This window comes from Varibaculum prostatecancerukia (genome assembly GCF_943169825.2).
In the GTDB taxonomy this organism is placed as follows: domain Bacteria; phylum Actinomycetota; class Actinomycetes; order Actinomycetales; family Actinomycetaceae; genus Varibaculum; species Varibaculum prostatecancerukia.
In genome coordinates this window covers 892,275-910,695 of record NZ_OW968402.1, presented here as the reverse complement: position 1 = coordinate 910,695, position 18,421 = coordinate 892,275, and the positions used below count along the sequence as shown (strand labels likewise).

The 18,421-nt window shown below is 50.9% G+C and carries 10 protein-coding genes and 3 rRNA genes; 6 read left to right on the top strand and 7 right to left on the bottom strand.

The features are described from left to right. Positions 1-152 precede the first annotated feature (152 nt). Genes glgX through treZ form a run of 3 tightly spaced genes read left to right on the top strand, consistent with a single transcriptional unit; the run spans position 153 to position 6,620 of the window. Complete coding sequence (gene glgX / locus KO216_RS03845; RefSeq protein ID WP_215522991.1) at positions 153-2,285, top strand: glycogen debranching protein GlgX; 2,133 nt, start codon at positions 153-155, stop codon at positions 2,283-2,285. A gap of 15 nt (positions 2,286-2,300) precedes the next feature. Further along, entirely contained in the window at positions 2,301-4,820 is a 2,520-nt protein-coding gene (gene treY / locus KO216_RS03840; protein WP_215522990.1) for a malto-oligosyltrehalose synthase, read from the top strand. After that, the gene (gene treZ / locus KO216_RS03835; RefSeq protein ID WP_215522989.1) at positions 4,821-6,620 is read left to right on the top strand and encodes a malto-oligosyltrehalose trehalohydrolase; all 1,800 of its coding nucleotides are present in this window, start codon (positions 4,821-4,823) and stop codon (positions 6,618-6,620) included. A gap of 70 nt (positions 6,621-6,690) precedes the next feature. On the opposite strand, the gene KO216_RS03830 is transcribed toward treZ, so the two are convergent. The 3 genes from KO216_RS03830 to KO216_RS03820 all read right to left on the bottom strand — a co-directional run bounded on the left by KO216_RS03830 (position 6,691) and on the right by KO216_RS03820 (position 9,630). Then, positions 6,691-8,034, bottom strand: coding sequence for a carboxylate--amine ligase (locus KO216_RS03830; protein ID WP_215522988.1), 1,344 nt, complete (start codon positions 8,032-8,034; stop codon positions 6,691-6,693). Positions 8,035-8,162: 128 nt separating this feature from the next. Then, complete coding sequence (locus tag KO216_RS03825) at positions 8,163-9,074, bottom strand: hypothetical protein (protein ID WP_215522987.1); 912 nt, start codon at positions 9,072-9,074, stop codon at positions 8,163-8,165. After that, positions 9,067-9,630 carry a GNAT family N-acetyltransferase gene (locus KO216_RS03820; protein WP_215522986.1) on the bottom strand — a complete coding sequence of 188 codons (564 nt, stop codon included), beginning with the start codon at positions 9,628-9,630 and terminating at the stop codon, positions 9,067-9,069. The genes KO216_RS03825 and KO216_RS03820 overlap by 8 nt, the downstream gene beginning before the upstream one ends. A 139-nt stretch (positions 9,631-9,769) precedes the next feature. Here KO216_RS03820 and KO216_RS03815 point away from each other — a divergent pair, with 139 nt between their 5' ends. Both KO216_RS03815 and KO216_RS03810 read left to right on the top strand, forming a co-directional pair. Continuing rightward, positions 9,770-10,345 carry a DUF3000 family protein gene (locus tag KO216_RS03815; RefSeq protein ID WP_215522985.1) on the top strand — a complete coding sequence of 192 codons (576 nt, stop codon included), beginning with the start codon at positions 9,770-9,772 and terminating at the stop codon, positions 10,343-10,345. Beyond that, positions 10,342-11,541, top strand: coding sequence for a ribonuclease D (locus KO216_RS03810; RefSeq protein ID WP_215522984.1), 1,200 nt, complete (start codon positions 10,342-10,344; stop codon positions 11,539-11,541). The genes KO216_RS03815 and KO216_RS03810 overlap by 4 nt, the downstream gene beginning before the upstream one ends. A gap of 127 nt (positions 11,542-11,668) precedes the next feature. Here the strand turns inward: KO216_RS03810 and rrf are convergent. The 3 genes from rrf to KO216_RS03795 all read right to left on the bottom strand — a co-directional run bounded on the left by rrf (position 11,669) and on the right by KO216_RS03795 (position 16,838). After that, positions 11,669-11,785: ribosomal RNA gene (gene rrf / locus KO216_RS03805) — 5S ribosomal RNA — on the bottom strand. 164 nt (positions 11,786-11,949) lie between these two features. Further along, positions 11,950-15,028 (bottom strand): 23S ribosomal RNA (locus tag KO216_RS03800). Positions 15,029-15,298: 270 nt separating this feature from the next. Next, positions 15,299-16,838 (bottom strand): 16S ribosomal RNA (locus tag KO216_RS03795). The 16S, 23S and 5S rRNA genes sit together here, the layout of an rRNA operon. Positions 16,839-16,849: 11 nt before the next feature. On the opposite strand from KO216_RS03795, the gene KO216_RS03790 reads away from it, so the two are divergent. Continuing rightward, positions 16,850-17,215: a hypothetical protein gene (locus KO216_RS03790; RefSeq protein WP_215522983.1), complete on the top strand. Its 366-nt coding sequence runs from the start codon at positions 16,850-16,852 to the stop codon at positions 17,213-17,215. Positions 17,216-17,358: 143 nt separating this feature from the next. On the opposite strand, the gene KO216_RS03785 is transcribed toward KO216_RS03790, so the two are convergent. Beyond that, complete coding sequence (locus KO216_RS03785) at positions 17,359-18,366, bottom strand: aldose 1-epimerase (RefSeq protein ID WP_215522982.1); 1,008 nt, start codon at positions 18,364-18,366, stop codon at positions 17,359-17,361. Between the last annotated feature and the right edge of the window lie 55 nt (positions 18,367-18,421).

The following is an 18,421-nucleotide window of genomic DNA, read 5'->3' as shown; positions in this document are numbered from 1 at the left end:
CCGTAAATTGTAGCAAAGTAGGTGCAAATCCGGAGTGAAAGCACCGATTTTACCTAGCAGATATATTGATGGCTAGATGTGGGAATTACCCCAGGATCAGTTAATAGGCGCGAGTGACTGCCAAAAATCGCATTTTATGACAACCTAGATGTATGGAGATTTGGCCAGGAAAACCGTATCCGCTCGGCGCTACCTATGACGGAGCCGGGGTGAACTTTGCAGTATTTAGCGAGGTCGCAACCGAAGTCTATCTTTGCTTAATAGCAGAAGACGGCAGCGAGGAACGCATCGAACTGCGCGAAGTCGACCACCACGTGTGGCATTGCTATATTCCGGGACTGCGCGATGAACAGCGCTATGGTTTCCGGGTGGAAGGCCCCTACGATCCAGAGCAAGGCCACCGCTGCGACATAAATAAGTTTTTGCTCGACCCTTATGCGAGAGCAACTGATGGAGTCGTGGGAGCAAAACAGTCTTTGTATTCCTACGAGTGGAACGACCCCAGTGAACCTAACCATGATGATTCCTTGCCGGATATGGCGGTTTCGGTAGTAACCACTCCCTATTTCGATTGGGGAAATGATCGGCCACCCGGACATGACCTGCATAAACTGGTTATTTACGAGGCGCACGTCAAAGGGTTCACCAAGCTAAATGAGCAGATCCCAGAAAAGGAACGCGGTACCTATGCGGGGATTGCTAACCCGGTGACTATCGAATATCTGAAGAATCTGGGAGTAAACGCCCTCGAACTGATGCCGGTACACCAGTTCGTTAACGACTCCACCCTGCAAGAGCGGGGTCTATCAAACTATTGGGGCTATAACACCATCGGTTTTTTTGCTCCCCACGCCGAATACCGCTCCCAAGACGTGGTTGATGGGCAAGTTCAAGAGTTCAAGCAAATGGTGAAAAACCTGCATCAGGCGGGGATCGAAGTAATCCTAGACGTGGTCTATAACCACACCGCGGAAGGTAACCATATGGGGCCGACTCTCTCTTTTAAAGGGTTAGACAACGCCTCCTACTATCGCCTGGTAGAGGACGATAAAGCGCACTATTTCGACACCACCGGAACGGGGAATTCTCTGCTGATGCGCTCTCCGGCAGTGCTCCAACTGATTATGGATTCTTTGCGTTACTGGGCAATCGAGATGCACGTGGATGGTTTCCGTTTCGATCTGGCCTCTACTTTGGCTCGCGAACTCCACGACGTGGATAAGCTGTCCGCATTTTTCGATATTATCCACCAGGATCCGGTACTTTCCCAGCTAAAACTAATCGCCGAACCCTGGGATGTTGGCGATGGCGGCTACCAGGTGGGCGGTTTCCCCTCCATGTGGAGCGAATGGAACGGCAAATATCGGGACACCGTCCGGGACTTTTGGCGCGGCAACTACGCCACTTTGCCCGAGTTTGCCTCCCGCTTCTGCGGCAGTCCCGATTTGTATGAACAAAGCGGACGCCGCCCAAATGCTTCTATCAACTTCGTAACCGCCCACGACGGCTTCACCATGAACGACCTGGTTTCCTATAACGAGAAACATAACGAGGCCAACGGTGAGGGCGGAGGCGATGGGGAGTCCCATAACCGGTCCTGGAACTGCGGGGTGGAAGGCCCGACCGATGACCCAGAAATTATTAAACTTAGGGCGCGTCAACACCGTAACTTCCTCACTACTCTCTTCCTCTCCCAAGGGGTACCGATGTTGCCTATGGGAGACGAGATTGCCCGTACTCAAAAAGGAAACAACAACACCTATTGCCAGGACAATGAACTTTCCTGGATGGATTGGTCATTCGAAGAGGCTGAAGAGGACGACTATCGAAATAGGCTCCTCGGGTTCACTAAACACCTGATTAAATTCCGTAACGATCACCCGGTGTTCCATCGGCGACGTTTCTTCGCGGGTGCTCCTTCACGCGGCGGGCAATCCGAGCTGGGAGAGATTGAATGGTTTGCACCCGATGGGCAAAATATGACCGAGGAAGCCTGGAATAACGAAGAAGCGCGTTCCCTAATGATTTTCCTAAACGGCGAGGCTATTCGGGAGCCAGATTCTCGCGGAAAACGCATTGTTGATGATTCCTTCCTGTTGCTATTTAACGCTGACCCGGAGCCCTGTACTTTCCAGATTCCCGAAGGCTACGGTTCGGGCTGGAAGATTGCGATTTCCACTATGGAGGACGTCCCAGACAGCGAAACTGAGTACAGCGAAAACGACCAACTAGAGCTACTAGATCGCTCGGTAGTGGTACTAATCCGCGAAGTGGCGGAGGAATAAATTAAGGAGATTCAAATGACCGGCCAACATTCCCACTTGCCGTCAGGCGATAGGCACACTCCCATCAGCACTTATCGTCTGCAACTAAGTTCTGAGTTCACTTTCGAAGACGCGCGCAAGCACCTGGGATATTGGCGTGATCTAGGGATCACCGATCTGTTCCTCTCCCCCATTTTGCAAGCAGTTCCCGGCTCTATGCACGGCTATGACGTAGTAGACCATAAACATATCTCCAAAGAACTTGGGGGGCGCGCCCAATTTGAAAAACTAGCCGCTGATGCCCACCAGGCAGGCTTTGGAATTGTAGTTGACCTGGTACCTAACCATATGGCAGTGCCGACCCCGGTGTGGCTTAATCGCCCCATGTGGTCCGTGCTCAAACGCGGGAAGGATTCTCCTTACGCGCACTGGTTCGATATTGATATTGACCAGCCGATTCTGATGCCCATCCTGGGTAAGCGGATCGGGCAAGTATTAGCTGATCAAGAGCTCAAACTCGAGCAAATGGTAATCCCTACCGAACCCGAACGGGGCGAGCAATGGATTCTGCGCTACTATGACCACTATTTCCCGGTGGCAGCCGGCACCGAAGCCCTGCCCCTAGAAGTCTTGGTGGAGCGGCAACACTACCGTCTGGCGCATTGGAAAGTAGCCGATGAAGAACTTAACTATCGCCGCTTTTTCGACGTAGACACCCTGGCAGCGTTGCGGGTAGAAGAACGCGACGTGTTTGACTCCACCCACGCCCTACTTCTGGAACTTTTCAACCAGGGATATATCGATGCCTTCCGGATTGATCACCCCGATGGACTGGCTGACCCCGCCGGCTATTTCCACTGGCTGTCGGAAGCTACCGGGGGCGCTTGGATAGCGGGAGAAAAGATCCTTGAGGGCGCCGAGCGACTTCCTAACGACTGGCCAATTGCCGGCACTACCGGCTATGACACCTCTTGGAGACTGACCGCCCTGCAGGTAGACCCGCGTGCATCCTTGCCGCTGGGAACCCTGATGCAGACTTTGACCGCAGATTCGCCCTCCTCTTATCCGCAAATGCAGCGCGAAGCTAAGGCGCAGATTATTGACACTTCCCTGGCCGCGGAAGTGCGGCGCATCGGGCAATTAGTTTGGAAAATTTGTCAAAATGATTTCCGCCTGCGTGATTACACTTTCCGTTATCTAGTGGATTGCTTGCGGGAACTAATTATCGAAATGCCCTGTTACCGCGCCTATGTAACCGTAGGAGAACCCGCCCCCGCACTCTCGCGGGAAATTGTAGAGGCCGCAGCGGGGCGCGCCCTGCGCCACCTGGAACCGGAGCACTCTGACACTATGGCGGTGGTGATTGCCCTGGTACTCGGGGATGAAATCGGATCCGCAGCTTTGAAAGAAAGCGACCTGGACCGAAAAGAATTCCTAGTCCGCTTCCAGCAGGTTTGCGGAGCAGTGATGGCTAAAGGAGTAGAAGATACTACCTTCTATCGTTGGACCCACCTGCTGTGTCTAAATGAAGTAGGTTCCAGCCCGCAAGCATTCGGGATTTCTTCCGATAGCCTGCATTTGTTTGCCCGCGATATTCAAACTAACTGGCCAGCCACTATGACCACCAACTCCACTCACGACACCAAACGTTGTGAGGATGTGCGGATGCGTCTGGCAGTTATCAGCCAATACCCCACACTGTGGGCCGAGGTAGTTTCAAATCTGCGTGCGGTCACCCAACCGTATTGTCCTAATGACCTGGATGGGCGCAGCGAAAATATGCTGTGGCAAACACTTATCGGCACCTGGGATGACAACGGCCCGATTACGCCTTCCCGTTTGCGAGAGTATTTAGTTAAAGCGATTAGGGAACAAAAAACTTGGACTACTTGGACAGCCCCGGATATAACCCGGGAAAATGAACTGCTTGATTATGCAGAAAAGATCCTGGCTGATCCGCAGGTAGCCGAGATTGTTTCCCGCTGGCAGAGCGAAACCGGCCTGGCTACCCGCTATACCATCGTGGCTAATAAGGCTTTGCAACTAACCATGCCGGGGGTTGCTGATGTCTATCAAGGCTCAGAAATCACGCAAACTTCCCTGGTAGACCCAGATAATCGCCGCCCGGTTGATTTCACGGCGCTGGCGGAGGCACTTTCGCGCCTTGATCGTGAAGGTCTAGATCATGCTGGGAGTCCCACCATAGATGATTTGAAACTGAACTTGACAGCCGCTATTTTGCGGCTGCGGCGCCGCCGCCCAGACTGTTTCGTTTCTGCCTCCGCCACCTATGAGGCGCTCGCCCTCTCTACTGGCTACGCAGTAGCTTTTGCGCGAGGAACCGAAAGTACCGGGCCACAAATCGTGACTCTTGCCCGTCGCCTTTCCGGCGTCCTCGCCCGTTATCAAGGTGATTTCAGCCCGGAACATACCGTGGTTCTACCGGAAGGATCGTGGAAAGATATTTGTTCAAATGAGGTTTTCTCCGGGGGAATGCAGAGCTTGGAGGAACTGTTAGCCAAACGCGGCGCGCGGATACTAGAACGGGTGGAATAAATGAATCTAGATTCCTGTGACTGGGATTTTGAGGGGGTTCCTCCCTGGGAACTGACCGCTGGATGCGGGCGGGTACCATTGTGGGCACCGGATAAAAAGCAGGTAAACCTACTGGTAGGCTCGCCGGATAATCCCCGGAAAACTTCCATGATTAGATATGGGCAGTGGTGGCTAGCTCCGCGACCACTGCCCAACGGGACCACCTATGCATTTGAAGTAGACGGAAACGGCCCCTTCCCTGATCCGCGGGCACGCTTGTATATTCCCGGCAGTGAACTTTGGGTAAAGACCGCTGATATTGCCGCTATTAAACACACCTCTAGCTGGCAACCCAGTGAAAAACTACTGGGCAAGGTCTGGTACGAATTGCATATAGGGACTTTCACCGCCCAGGGAACCCTGCGGGCAGCCATAGAAAAACTCCCCTATCTCGCCGATTTGGGAGTCGAAGTCATCGAACTAATGCCCATCGCAGTGTTCCCTGGCGAGCGCGGGTGGGGATATGACGGGGTCGGTTTATACGCCCTCTTCAACCCTTATGGCACCCCGGAAGATTTGGTGGCGTTTATCGATGAGGCGCACAACCTGGGAATCGCGGTAGCCCAAGACCTGGTCTTGAACCATTTGGGCTCCTCCGGAAACTATTTAAGTCAGTTCGCTCCTTACTTCTCCGGTCGCCACGAAACTCCCTGGGGTGATGGCTACAACTTAGATGGCCCCGATAGCGCCCCGGTACGCGATTTCTTGATCGGCTCAGCTTTGGCTTTACTGGCTGACTATGGGTTCGACGGCCTGCGCCTAGATGCGGTTCACGAAATCCAAGACGATTCCGAGCTGCATCTTTTAGCCGAACTTTCCCAAGAAGTCGAGAACCTTTCTGAAGAACTGGGGAGGCCATTAACCCTAGTGGCTGAATCTGATCTCAACGATCCCCTAATGGTCACTGCCGTTGATGAGGGCGGCTACGGAATGGATGGGCAATGGGATGACGATATCCACCACGGTATTCACGTAGCTTTTACCGGAGAAACCCAAGGGTATTACGAAGATTTCGCAGACCCCGAGGCCCTAACCAAGATATATTCGCAGGTCTTTTACCATAACGGCACCCTCTCTAGTTTCCGCGGCAAGAACTGGGGGGCTCCAGTTCCGGCAGATATGGAGCGCAACCGTTTCTTTGGCTTTGCGTCTAACCACGATCAGGTAGGGAATCGCGCTTTAGGGGATCGCCCCAGCGAGAAACTTTCACCGGGGCTTCTGGCTGGTCAAGCTGCTTTAATTTTAGCTTCCCCCTTTACCCCGATGCTCTTCCAAGGCGAAGAATGGGGAAGTCGCTCCCGTTTCCAATTCTTTACCGACTATGCCGATGAGGGCATCGGTAAAGCGGTGGATGAGGGACGCAAACTAGAGTTCGCTTCTCATGACTGGGATAAAATTTACGGCGGCGAGGTGGAAGTTCCCTCTCCGCAAGCCCTTTCCACGTTTTTAAACTCCAAGCTGCTCTGGCAGGAGCTTTCTGAGACCGAACATAAAAAGATGCTCGCCTGGTATCGGCACTTAATCGCGTTGCGCCGCGAGGGCGTCTTCGCTGATTTTATTGCTCTTGAACGTCAGCGAAAGCTACTGATCTTAAAAACGGAAGGCGCTCGGGTAATAGTGAACTTGCATAGCAGCTCCGCTAACATCAAAGATTTGCTTGCAGAGGTAGAGGACGGAACCTACTTTTCCTTTACCTCCGGGAAACTGGAAAGTTCGCCCGCGAAAATCTTGGGCGAAGACACCCTGCTAATCATCGCTTAGAGTAGCGTTATCTGTTAGCCTTTGTTTCTTTAAAACTGCGGAGCTCCATCGATCGTCCGGAATCGGGCAACTAGGGTTGGGTTAGCGCAGACGTGTCGAGGGAACGCGTTTCCCCTTCGCGGAATCTAGCGACCGGATAGTTATGGTGATATTTTCTCCAATGATTTTCCCGGGCAATCATTACGTACCCAAAACGTTTCAGGCCGCGCAGACTAAAACCAAAATCCGCCGGGTAGAACAGAGGATCATGGTTTTTCTTTTGACGGTATAGGGTTTTGATCTTCTTACCCATCTGTTTATCTACATAACGCAAGACTAAACGTTTCGGCAGGATTGAGTAATAGACCCGCTTTGCTAAACGTTGAGGGGAAACCGCTTTCCCCTCAACTACGTCCTCAACAAAGAACCTCATCGGATTCATGCCAGCAGAAGTGTTGTAATACGAGTTCCGTCCAATACGGGGGTTTACCTCGAAGCAGTAGGCAATCCCGGTGCGCGAATCTACTTTAAAGTCAAAGTTGGCGAAACCGTGCCACCCTACTCCCTTTAGAAAGCTGCTCACCTGCTCATATAGACGCGGGTAGGGCTCGGTAATCATCGCTACTGGATTCCCGAGAGCAGTGGGAGAATGATCCTCCAGTAACACCTGGGCTGATCCCAGCATAGTCACCCGGGCATTTTGATCAACGTAAGCGGTCACCGAGAGATTAAAACTATCATTGCCTTCCACCCGAGGCTGCAGCACGAAGCGGCGGGCGTGCGGATTTTCATGAGTGTGCTGATACAGGTCAGCTAGTAGCTTTTGAGCTTCCTCTTTATTGGAAACCGTGTAAACCTTGGCTTTGCCTGGCCATTTAAGACGTTCATAACCGGCACTAGTAGCTGGTTTAATAATCCAAGGGAAAGGCTCGCCTACTTGCTCAAGTTTGGCTAGCTCTCCCTCTAAGGAACCGGAAAAGTCGATCTCCAAAGTTTTGGGAACGTTCAAACCATGTTCGGCAGCGAGCCTCGGAAACTTCACTTTATCGGAGGTATCCTCAATAATTTTTAGGGAGGGGAAAGCAAATGCATAATATTTACGCAGCTCTTCCTCGCGTCGCATAATATCGCGCACATTGGAATCAATATTTGCAATTAGCAGCAGTTTCTTCCCCGAATAATCTTTTTGCAGTTTCGGAGCGAGTGCAATCAAGCCATCAATTAGGGGGATTTCCGAGTCCGGATCGGGCAGAGTCTGTGGGTCAACTACGCGAGTGTCGATAATGCCGGAAAACATTATTGGCCCCAGGATTTGGGTGGTGACGATGGTAGGTTTTACTTTCCACCTCTGATGGAAGGATACTGCCAACGCATAGGTACCAATATCGGTACCTAAAATAACTGGTTGAAACGCTATATCCTGATGGTCTTCCACAGTACCTCCCTAAGATTTGAGCCACTCAATGCTATCAAATCTTCCCTATCTTCAAGAATGGTCATTATGTAATAACTTTCAAAAAGATAGGTTATAGTTTCTTTCACGTCAGGCAAATATTGTAGGGACTATGGCTTTGCTGGCACCACTTCTGAAATTGTTTCTTCTTTCTGCGTCTCCGAAATTTCTACTATTGCTTCCCTAATGTTTTCTTGGATTTCCGCATCATTTAAATCCGAGTTATGAATCTTTTCCGATATTATTCGATATTTTTCCCAATCAAGTTGGGTATCACATTCATCCCATAAAGCGGTGAACTCATCCTTTACAAGGCCATGTAAACCACTTTCTCGTTTGAGTTCATAAGTGAAAAAATCTTGCGCTGATATTTTCTTATTGTGCTTATCCCGATTGTGCATATACGGTCCAGTAATAAAATCTGCATCTACCCGGTAGGTGTCGTTAAATAGCGGCTTATCACAGAATCGCACTTCGCAATGATTCGCCGAGGAAGAACTACCAAAAAGAATCGCATCGAATACCTTTAGATAATTACTCATTACCCGATCTTGTGAACCGTAAACTAGCTGATATGCTTCTTCCCAGGGTGGCACAAGCAAAAATCTCATTTTAATATTCCTACTAGCCATCTCTTCTATCTGGTCTGAAAGAGAAGCAGTTAAAATCTGCCTATACCCCACAGCCCAAAAATCTTCTTCGCATCTACGCATCAGTGAACGCAGCAGTTCAGATTTCTGAAAATGGAGGTTAGATATTCCTAGCTTTTCTATTCCCTCAAGAAAAATATCGTTTTCATGGGAACGAAATTTAAGGTAAGTTTCGCTAATTAATACCAATACTGAAGCAAAGAATGAGGTTGATGCCGCGATTGCCAAGTTGCCAATAAACCCAGAATAATCAGCTAAATAATAAATAAATACGCTAACGATTCCAAGAAATGTTAAAAGTAAAACTACCCAAACATTGATCGCCAGTTTATATGCCTTAATTCGTTTCCACAGACTTAAGTGTTCAAACATTTTCCCCCCACTTGTAATACAGCGTATCGATACCTTCGCCCCGATCGTCAGGTAGCCTCATTACCATCTTGAACCCTAGCTGGTGCAATATTTTTAGGTGAGCATGATTGGTTGACCAAGTACGGGTAACGATCGGATATTTTGCTATTTTTGCCCGCTTTTGCAACTCAGTGTAGAACCGTGTTGTAATTCCTTGCCCTCGGAACTCGGGTGCTACTACTACAGTTGAAACATACCAACTCTTAATAGAGCCACCTGACAGACTCACTTCGTATCCGTTTTTATAAGACATAAAGCCGGCTAATTGTTTTTCCTTAGCACCGACAGTAGCTAGTAGAAATTCTTGAGCCCACATTTCTTGAAAATAGTTTTCAACTCCGTCTTCTAGGAATTTCCTAGTTTTTAATTCCTTTTGCGAAGTCGAGTTACGGGCTGACAACGGAGGGAGAAATTCCTTATCTGCGTTGCTAAGCAAATAATAAACCTCAGATCTCCAGGAGTTTTTCGCGTGTTTGTTAGCCACGCATATTTCAATATCGGAAATATCTTTGTCCATATCACTCCTGTTAGGGTCGCCGACATACAAGGATAGTAGAGCCTTATATACAAAGGTCTTACACATTACTTTTTACTATAGCGGCTGATTATCGGCGTGGCAGCGGCTTTAGGAAAGGTTTCCTGCTTACGCTGAAATAGTGAATCAAAAGACGCCTACAGAGTTTACCGATGCTCTGCTCACCTTGCGTGATGCCGCCTATGATTCGCACGTGGAAGTCAGCGAGATTCCGGCTCCCCGCGGAATCGCTCCTTTTTCTGCAGCGATTCGCATGGACTGTGGCGCCTTGGAGGATAACTCCAATAGTGGAGGGTCGGGGCGGCTAGTGATTCTTTACGATCCCCAGGAACAACCTGGCTGGCAGGGGCGTTTTCGCCTAGTGACGATGCTAGGCGCACATGTAGATGTAGATTTAGTTACCGAACCGCTAGCTGACCAGGTTTGTTGGTCTTGGCTCACCGATTTTTTAACTCAATCAGATGCTAGTTTTTTCCAGGCTGCCGGATCGGTTACTCGCTCCCATTCGGCGAGCTTTGGCGAGTTAGAAAAACGCTCTGAATCTGCAGAAATGGAGCTGCGCGCCTCCTGGACACCCCTAGAAAACGATTTGGCGCCCCACGCGGGGGCAATCTCTCGCCTCTTAGCGATGATGTCGGGATATTCAGTGGAGGTTAGCGCCGGAATATCCCGTCTGGGACAGGTCAAACTGGTATGAGTGAAACCCTTTACCGTCCTCGTCAGGGCTCGGTTCCCCTCACTGATAGCGAGCAGAAATACCAGGAGTGTCTGCGTGAATATCGAAGTCCCGGAGAATACGTAGCTTTTGACACCGAACGCGCCAGCGGTATTCGCTATCAGGACAAAGCCTATTTGATTCAGGCCAAAGGCCAGAGTGCGCCCCTGAGTTTACTCGATCCGTTAGCTTTACCTGAGCTGTCTGATTTTAGCGCCGCCTGCAAAAATAGCACCTGGGTGCTGCACGCCGCAAAAGAAGATTTAGAGTGTATGGAGTGGGCAGGGCTGCAGGCTCCCCACTTATTTGATACTCAAATCGCAGCCAAGCTACTGGGGAAAACCCAAGTGGGACTGGGGCCACTCACTGAAGATGTGCTCGGCGTGAAGCTGGCAAAGAACCATACACGAGAGAACTGGTCCCGGCGTCCCCTCAAACAATCTTGGCTCGATTACGCTGCCCTCGATGTGGAATACCTGGTGGAGTTGGCAGTCGCGCTCAAAAAACAGCTAGTAGCAGCGGGGCGTCTGCCGTGGGCGGAGCAAGAATTTGCCTATACTTTAACTCACTATCGTCGCCAAAGCGACCCCGAACCCTGGCGACATTTGAAAGGTGCCGGAAAAGCGAAGTCCCCTCAGCAACTAGGTTTGTTGCGTGAACTTTATTATCAGCGTGACCAGATTGCAAAGGAACGCGATTTAGCCCCCAGCCGGGTGCTACCTAATCGGGATTTAATAGATTTGGTGTTGAAAACACCCCACTCCTACCAGGAGCTATCTAAGCGTCCTTTTGCGTCTCGTCCGCAGCTGCGTCGCCACTGCCGACGCTGGTGGCAGGCAATAAAGAAAGTACGGGGCTTACCCAGTAAGCAATTGCCAGGCAAAGCACCGCTGCGACGGTTGCATGAAATAGCATCCGTGGCAACCTGGGAAAAGATAGATCCAGCTCGGGCTGAACTTTACCGAACACTTAAACAGAACGTTTCTACCTGGGCGCAGGAAAATCAGGTTTGGGCAGAGTTTGCGCTTTCTCCTAGTGCTACCCGGCAGGTAGCCGCGTATTGGGAACCTGGTAAAGATCTGCAAACCCTGCTAGAAACAGCAGAAGCGCGCAACTGGCAGATAGAACATTTCCTGCCCCGTTTTGAGGACCTCTGTACTGTATGGGCCAAGGAGTAGCCTTTTAAAGGTTAGTTTCCCTGATAAAGCTCATTTCCAGATCAACCTCGTTGGTGTTAACTAAAATTATAAAAAAGCAGGGTACAAAAACTGATCTCAGTTTCTGTACCCTGCCTTATTAAATTGGTTGTGGTGGTGTCTTACTCTCCCGCGCTCGTTGGGGCGTAGTACCATTAGCGCTGCCTAGCTTAGCTTCCAGGTTCGGGATGGGACTGGGCGTGTCCTAGGCGCTATGACCACCACAAGACTATGTGTTCAACCCCCGCTATTTTTATCACTGGTAACCATTGAATCTGGTTACTACTTTTGGGGGCACCGTTCTTGTATGACGGTTCTAGGAGAGTGGGTGTGAGCGTCTTCGTGACGACATTTTTGTGTGGATGCTTGAACACTAGCGTGTTTTTTGTGTTTGTTTTTTAATGGTTCTTTAGTACCAGTCAGCTTTGCGTTTTACAACGTGTACACTTCTGGCCTATCAACCCAGTAGTCTACTGGGAACCTAAAAGACCTTATCTTAAAGCAGGCTTCCCGCTTAGATGCTTTCAGCGGTTATCCTTTCCGAACATAGCCAACCAGCCATGCACCTGGCGGTACAACTGGCACACCAGAGGTTCGTCCATCCCGGTCCTCTCGTACTAGGGACAGGACTTTCTCAAGTCTTAACGCGCGCAGCGGATAGGGACCGAACTGTCTCACGACGTTCTGAACCCAGCTCGCGTACCGCTTTAATGGGCGAACAGCCCAACCCTTGGGACCAACTCCAGCCCCAGGATGCGACGAGCCGACATCGAGGTGCCAAACCATGCCGTCGATATGGACTCTTGGGCAAGATCAGCCTGTTATCCCCGGGGTACCTTTTATCCGTTGAGCGACAACGCTTCCATAAGCCATTGCCGGATCACTAGTTCCTACTTTCGTACCTGCTCCACCCGTCAGTGTCACAGTCAAGCTTCCTTGTGCACTTACACTCAAACCCTGATTACCAACCAGGATGAGGAAACCTTTGAGCGCCTCCGTTACCATTTAGGAGGCAACCGCCCCAGTTAAACTACCCACCAGGCACTGTCCCTAACCCAGATAATGGGCCCAGGTTCAGATAACCAGCAACATCAGAGTGGTATTTCACTTGCCGACTCCACAAAAACTAGCGTTCCTGCTTCTTTGTCTCCCACCTATCCTACACAAACACAACCAGCTACCAATACCAAGCTATAGTAAAGGTCCCGGGGTCTTTCCGTCCTGCTGCGCGTAACGAGCATCTTTACTCGTAATGCAATTTCGCCGAGTTCGCGGTCAAGACAGCACAGAAGTCGTTACGCCATTCGTGCAGGTCGGAACTTACCCGACAAGGAATTTCGCTACCTTAGGATGGTTATAGTTACCACCGCCGTTTACCGGGGCTTAAATTCACCGCTTCGCAAAAATGCTAACAGTTCCTCTTAACCTTCCGGCACCGGGCAGGCGTCAGTGCGTATACCTCGCCTTACGGCTTCGCACGCACCTATGTTTTTGATAAACAGTCGCTTCCATCTTGCTATTGCACCCCACACCCCCTAACCACGCAAAGCGGTTTCAAGGGGTGGGGCCTCCTTCTCCCGAAGTTACGGAGGCAATTTGCCGAGTTCCTTAACCACGATTCACTCGCTCGCCTTAGTATTCTCTACCCAACTACCAGAGTCGGTTTAGGGTACGGGCGGAATAACACCTCACAACGCAGCTTTTCTAGACAGCACAGACCAACCCTGTTATCGGCCCAAACAGGCCCCACCATCACCTCTGACCCTTACGTCTTCCGGATTTGACCTAGAAGACAGGCTGCAGGCTTGAACACGGTAAACCATCACCGCGCCAGGCAATCTCACTGTGTCACCACGAAGCTAAAACACTCAAACCAAAAACCCAAAACCCCAAAGACACTCAGCAACCCGAAGGAAGCCAAACACCTAAATAGGGCGTCAAGCTTAAAAGAAAAAGCGCTAAAAACGGTCCCATCCCGGTAGCAGAATATCAACTGCTCAACCATCGACTACGCCTGACGGCCTCGCCTTAGGACCCGACTAACCCAGGGCGGATAAACCTTCCCCTGGAACCCTTAGTTTATCGGCGCCAGCGATTCTCACGCTGGACTCGCTACTCATGCCTGCATTCTCACTCCCACACCACACACGACCCATCACCAGGCCGCTACAACAATGCAGGACGCTCCCCTACCCCACAACACAAAAAATGCTGTAGTCACAGTTTCGGTGGCATGCTTAAGCCCCACTACATTATCGGCGCACAATCACTCGACCAGTAAGCTATTACGCACTCTTTCAAGGGTGGCTGCTTCTAAGCCAACCTCCTGGCTGTCAACGCAACTACACATCCTTTCCCACTTAGCACACACTTAGGGACCTTAACCGATGATCAGGGCTGTTTCCCTCTCGACAACGAAGCTTATCCCCCGCTGTCTGACTGCCCCACCAACTTAACGCGCATTCGGAGTTTAGCAGATCTCAGTAACCAACAAGGCCCATCAACCAACCAGTAGCTCTACCACACGCAAGCAAAAAATGGAACGCTATACCTAAATATATTTCGGGGAGAACCAGCTATCACGGAGTTTGATTGGCCTTTCACCCCTACCCACAACTCATCCCCCAGGTTTTCAACCCTGGTGGGTGCGGACCTCCACGACGTTCTACCGCCGCTTCATCCTGGCCATGGGTAGATCACCCCGCTTCGGGTCTATACCACGCAACTAAAACGCCCCCAGGACTCGGTTTCCCTACGACTACCCCACAACGGGTTAACCTCGCCACGCAACATAACTCGCAGGCTCATTCTTCAATAGGCACGCCACCACCACACCAACCCGAAGGCCCCGCGGCTCTGACGGCTTAAAAACGCTTGGTTTCAGGAACTATTTCACTCCCCTCCCGGGGTACTTTTCACCATTCCCTCACGGTACTAATCCACTATCGGTCACCGCGCCCGTCCAGGCTTACCCAATGGTCTGGGCAGATTCACACGAGATTCCACGAGCCCCGCGCTACTCGGGAACAAAACCCAACGCACTGCATATGTAACCAGCTACCCGACTCTCACGGTCTCCGGTAAGGCATCCCAACCTATTCACCTCACACACACAAAAACGTTCCAAACAACGGCAGTTGCTTGACGATTCAGTCCCACAACACCGCCTGCGCAACCCCTGCCGAGTATCACACGCAAACGGTTTAGCCAACACCCGCTATCGCTCACCACTACACACGGACTATCTCACAAAAGGCGGTACTAAGATGTTTCACTTCCCACCCTACCAACACACACCTACAAAAACTTCAGTGCGCGCCAACCACACACAACTATGGTTAGGTTACCCCATTCGGAAACCCCCGGATCAACGCTCGCTCGCTAACTCCCCGAGGCTATCGCCAGCCACAACGTCCTTCATCGGCACACGATGCCAAGGCATCCACCAAACGCTCAAAAACAAAAAACAAACCAATAAACAAAAAAAACACCAACCACCCAAAGGTGGTCAACGAACAAGATTCTCACAATAAAAGCATCACAAAGACACTCACATCCACTCTCCAAAAAACAAACAACCAACCCAAAAAACCCCAAAAGCAACAAACTTTCAAAAGTGAATGAGCCAAACAAACAAACCCTTAAGGCCTGATTGTTCCTATACCCGATAGCCCCCCAAAAAGAAGGGAGGAAAGTGTTTCCTCGTTTTATTTGCGCTAAATAAATAATTTCTCCCTAGAAAGGAGGTGATCCAGCCGCACCTTCCGGTACGGCTACCTTGTTACGACTTCGTCCCAATCGCTAGCCCCACCTTCACCCGCTCCCCCCGTAAAACGGATAGGCCACAAGCTTCGAGTGTTACCAACTTTCGTGACGTGACGGGCGGTGTGTACAAGGCCCGAGAACGTATTCACCGCAGCGTTGCTGATCTGCGATTACTAGCGACTCCACCTTCACGGGGCCGAGTTGCAGACCCCGATCCGAACCAAGACGCCCTTTAAGAGATTCGCACCACCTTACGGTATCGCAACCCTTTGTAGACGCCAATGTAGCATGCGTGAAGCCCAAGACATAAGGGGCATGATGATTTGACGTCATCCCCACCTTCCTCCGAGTTAACCCCGGCAGTCTCCCACGAGTCCCCAACACAACTTGCTGGCAACATAGGACAAGGGTTGCGCTCGTTGCGGGACTTAACCCAACATCTCACGACACGAGCTGACGACAACCATGCACCACCTGCACACCAGCCAAAAAGGAAAACCCATCTCTGGGCCGGTCCAGTGCATGTCAAGCCTTGGTAAGGTTCTTCGCGTTGCATCGAATTAATCCGCATGCTCCGCCGCTTGTGCGGGCCCCCGTCAATTCCTTTGAGTTTTAGCCTTGCGACCGTACTCCCCAGGCGGGGAACTTAACGCGTTAGCTACGACGCAGAAGACAAAAAAGCCCCCCACACCCAGTTCCCAACGTTTACAGCATGGACTACCAGGGTATCTAATCCTGTTCGCTCCCCACGCTTTCGCTCCTCAGCGTCAGTAACAGCCCAGAGACCCGCCTTCGCCACCGGTATTCCTCCTGATATCTGCGCATTCCACCGCTACACCAGGAATTCCAGCCTCCCCTACTGCACTCAAGCCAGCCCGTACCCACCGCAAACCCACAGTTAAGCCATGAGCTTTCACGACAGACGCAACCAGCCACCTACAAGCCCTTTACGCCCAATAATTCCGGACAACGCTCGCGCCCTACGTATTACCGCGGCTGCTGGCACGTAGTTAGCCGGCGCTAATCAACCCCTACACTCAACACACCCCACAGGCATGCCTTGTTCAGAGCAAAAGAAGTTTACAACCCGAAGGCCTTCATCCCCCACGCGGCGTCGCTGCATCAGGCTTTCGCCCATTGTGCAATATCCCCCACTGCTGCCTCCCGCAGGAGTCTGGGCCGTATCTCAGTCCCAATGTGACCGACCACCCTCTCAGGCCGGCTACCCGTCAAAGCCTTGGTAAGCCATCACCCCACCAACAAGCTGATAGACCGCGAGCCCACCCAAATCCAGCCAAAGCCTTTCCCACCCACCCCATGCGAGGCAGACAGAACATAAGGTATTAAACACCCTTTCGAATGCTTATCCCAAAGAAAAGGACAGGTTACTCACGTGTTACTCACCCGTTCGCCACTCTCACCAAGGATGCAAGCACCCCTGGATCCCGTTCGACTTGCATGTGTTAAGCACGCCGCCAGCGTTCATCCTGAGCCAGGATCAAACTCTCCAACAAAAACCAAAAAAATGATTCAAGCCAGAAAACAATCCAGCAAAAACAAACACCAACAATCAAAAAACAAAACGTTCCAAAATCATCAGCATCAAAAAAACAAAAACAAGAAAAAACCAAAACACCCAACAAAACGCCAGGCACCCCAGTTCAATCCCACACAAACAAAACAAAAAAACACACTATCGAGAACACAAACAACCAAACCACAAACCAACCAAAACTGGCCGGTCAGGATTCGTCGCGAGCAAAAAATAAGCGGCGGGAAAGTTTTTCTCCCGCCGGCCTCTGCGCTCGGCAACGAATACAAAGTTACCGTCCTTAGTGCCCAGCGTCAAACCAGATTCACTAAAAGTAAGCGAAGCCACATAAACTTTTAAAAAATAGCGTATTCACCTGCGTAAACTCAGGTTTTCTAATAGATAAAACCGCCGCAACCGCGTGTTTACAGGCGGTTGCGGCGGGCTTCAAAAAGTACCAGGATAGCTGACAACTAAGTCAGCTATCCAGTCCCCTACTCAAACTAAGCCAGCTGTCGGGGACTACGGTGTTCTAGCGCGGCATGCAATTCTTGGATTCCACCGGCAGGTACCGTAATCAGATCTTCACACTCGGAACGATTAAAAGCATCCGTCATCGCCAGTAGAGGTTCGACCGCTACCGACAATCCCCGGCGATAGGCCAAATCTTGACCGGTGTAGACATGAAGTGTCGCTAAACCTAAGCCTTGCCGAGCACCAATTATGGATACCGCAGTCTGGGAGCCGTCCGCATGATCAACTACCGCAGTAGCAACGCCTTCATCCTCAACCAGGGAAGTCAAACCCCAATCAATGTCGTTGCGGTTCACCAAAGTAACCGGGTATGTCTGCGAGGAGAATCCATTTATTCCCGGCAGAGGAATCAGATCCTTATCGGTTTGCACGCGAATCTGGGCAGGCACGGTAACTCTAGTATTTTCTACGTTGCCCCCTTGGCACACCAGATAAGGATGCCAACCTAAAGTAATGGGGGCATCACCCTCGCCGTTATTCCTGGCCACCAGATCTAGTGACAGCCGGTGTGGGTCACTGCTTAGACGGTAAGTAATTTCTACTTCCACCTCGAAAGGATAGGCGTCTAGCTTTGGTACCTGCACTTTTGCCCGCAGGAAATCTTCACCAGACTCAATCAGTTCAAAAGGCTGATCTGTCACTAGACCATGCAAAGCCAGTGGCCCCCCAATGGTTTTGCCCTGAAAATCGTATTCTTGTCCTTGGAAAGTGTATTTGCCGCCCCGAATACGATTCGACCAAGGCGCCAACACCGCGCTGCGAAACCCATCCAGCTCTCGCGCCTCTGCCGGGTCACGATAGCCGTCGATGACGCGGACGGTACGCTTTTCTAACTCCCGAGGTTCATCTAAAGGCGTGGGATCCTCAGCGGGCTCCTCAAACAGATCTTCAACCTGCCAATCTAAAACCGTTGCCCCGATTTTAGCGATCGATACCGAATCGTTTCCCGCTTTGAGCGTCCAGATTTCTTGGCTCAAGTTTGCTCCTTAAAAATATCTCAAAGGTAAAGCACTAAAACTATTGGAAAGGAGA

What these genes read in the sequence shown, in the direction of transcription:
- treZ (WP_215522989.1), top strand. Translation starts at nt 4,821, where the DNA reads ATGAATCTAGATTCCTGTGACTGGGATTTTGAGGGGGTTCCTCCCTGG.
- KO216_RS03790 (WP_215522983.1), top strand. Translation starts at nt 16,850, where the DNA reads ATGATTCAAGCCAGAAAACAATCCAGCAAAAACAAACACCAACAATCA.
- glgX (WP_215522991.1), top strand. Translation starts at nt 153, where the DNA reads ATGGAGATTTGGCCAGGAAAACCGTATCCGCTCGGCGCTACCTATGAC.
- KO216_RS03820 (WP_215522986.1), bottom strand. Translation starts at nt 9,630, where the DNA reads ATGGACAAAGATATTTCCGATATTGAAATATGCGTGGCTAACAAACAC.
- treY (WP_215522990.1), top strand. Translation starts at nt 2,301, where the DNA reads ATGACCGGCCAACATTCCCACTTGCCGTCAGGCGATAGGCACACTCCC.
- KO216_RS03825 (WP_215522987.1), bottom strand. Translation starts at nt 9,074, where the DNA reads ATGTTTGAACACTTAAGTCTGTGGAAACGAATTAAGGCATATAAACTG.
- KO216_RS03810 (WP_215522984.1), top strand. Translation starts at nt 10,342, where the DNA reads ATGAGTGAAACCCTTTACCGTCCTCGTCAGGGCTCGGTTCCCCTCACT.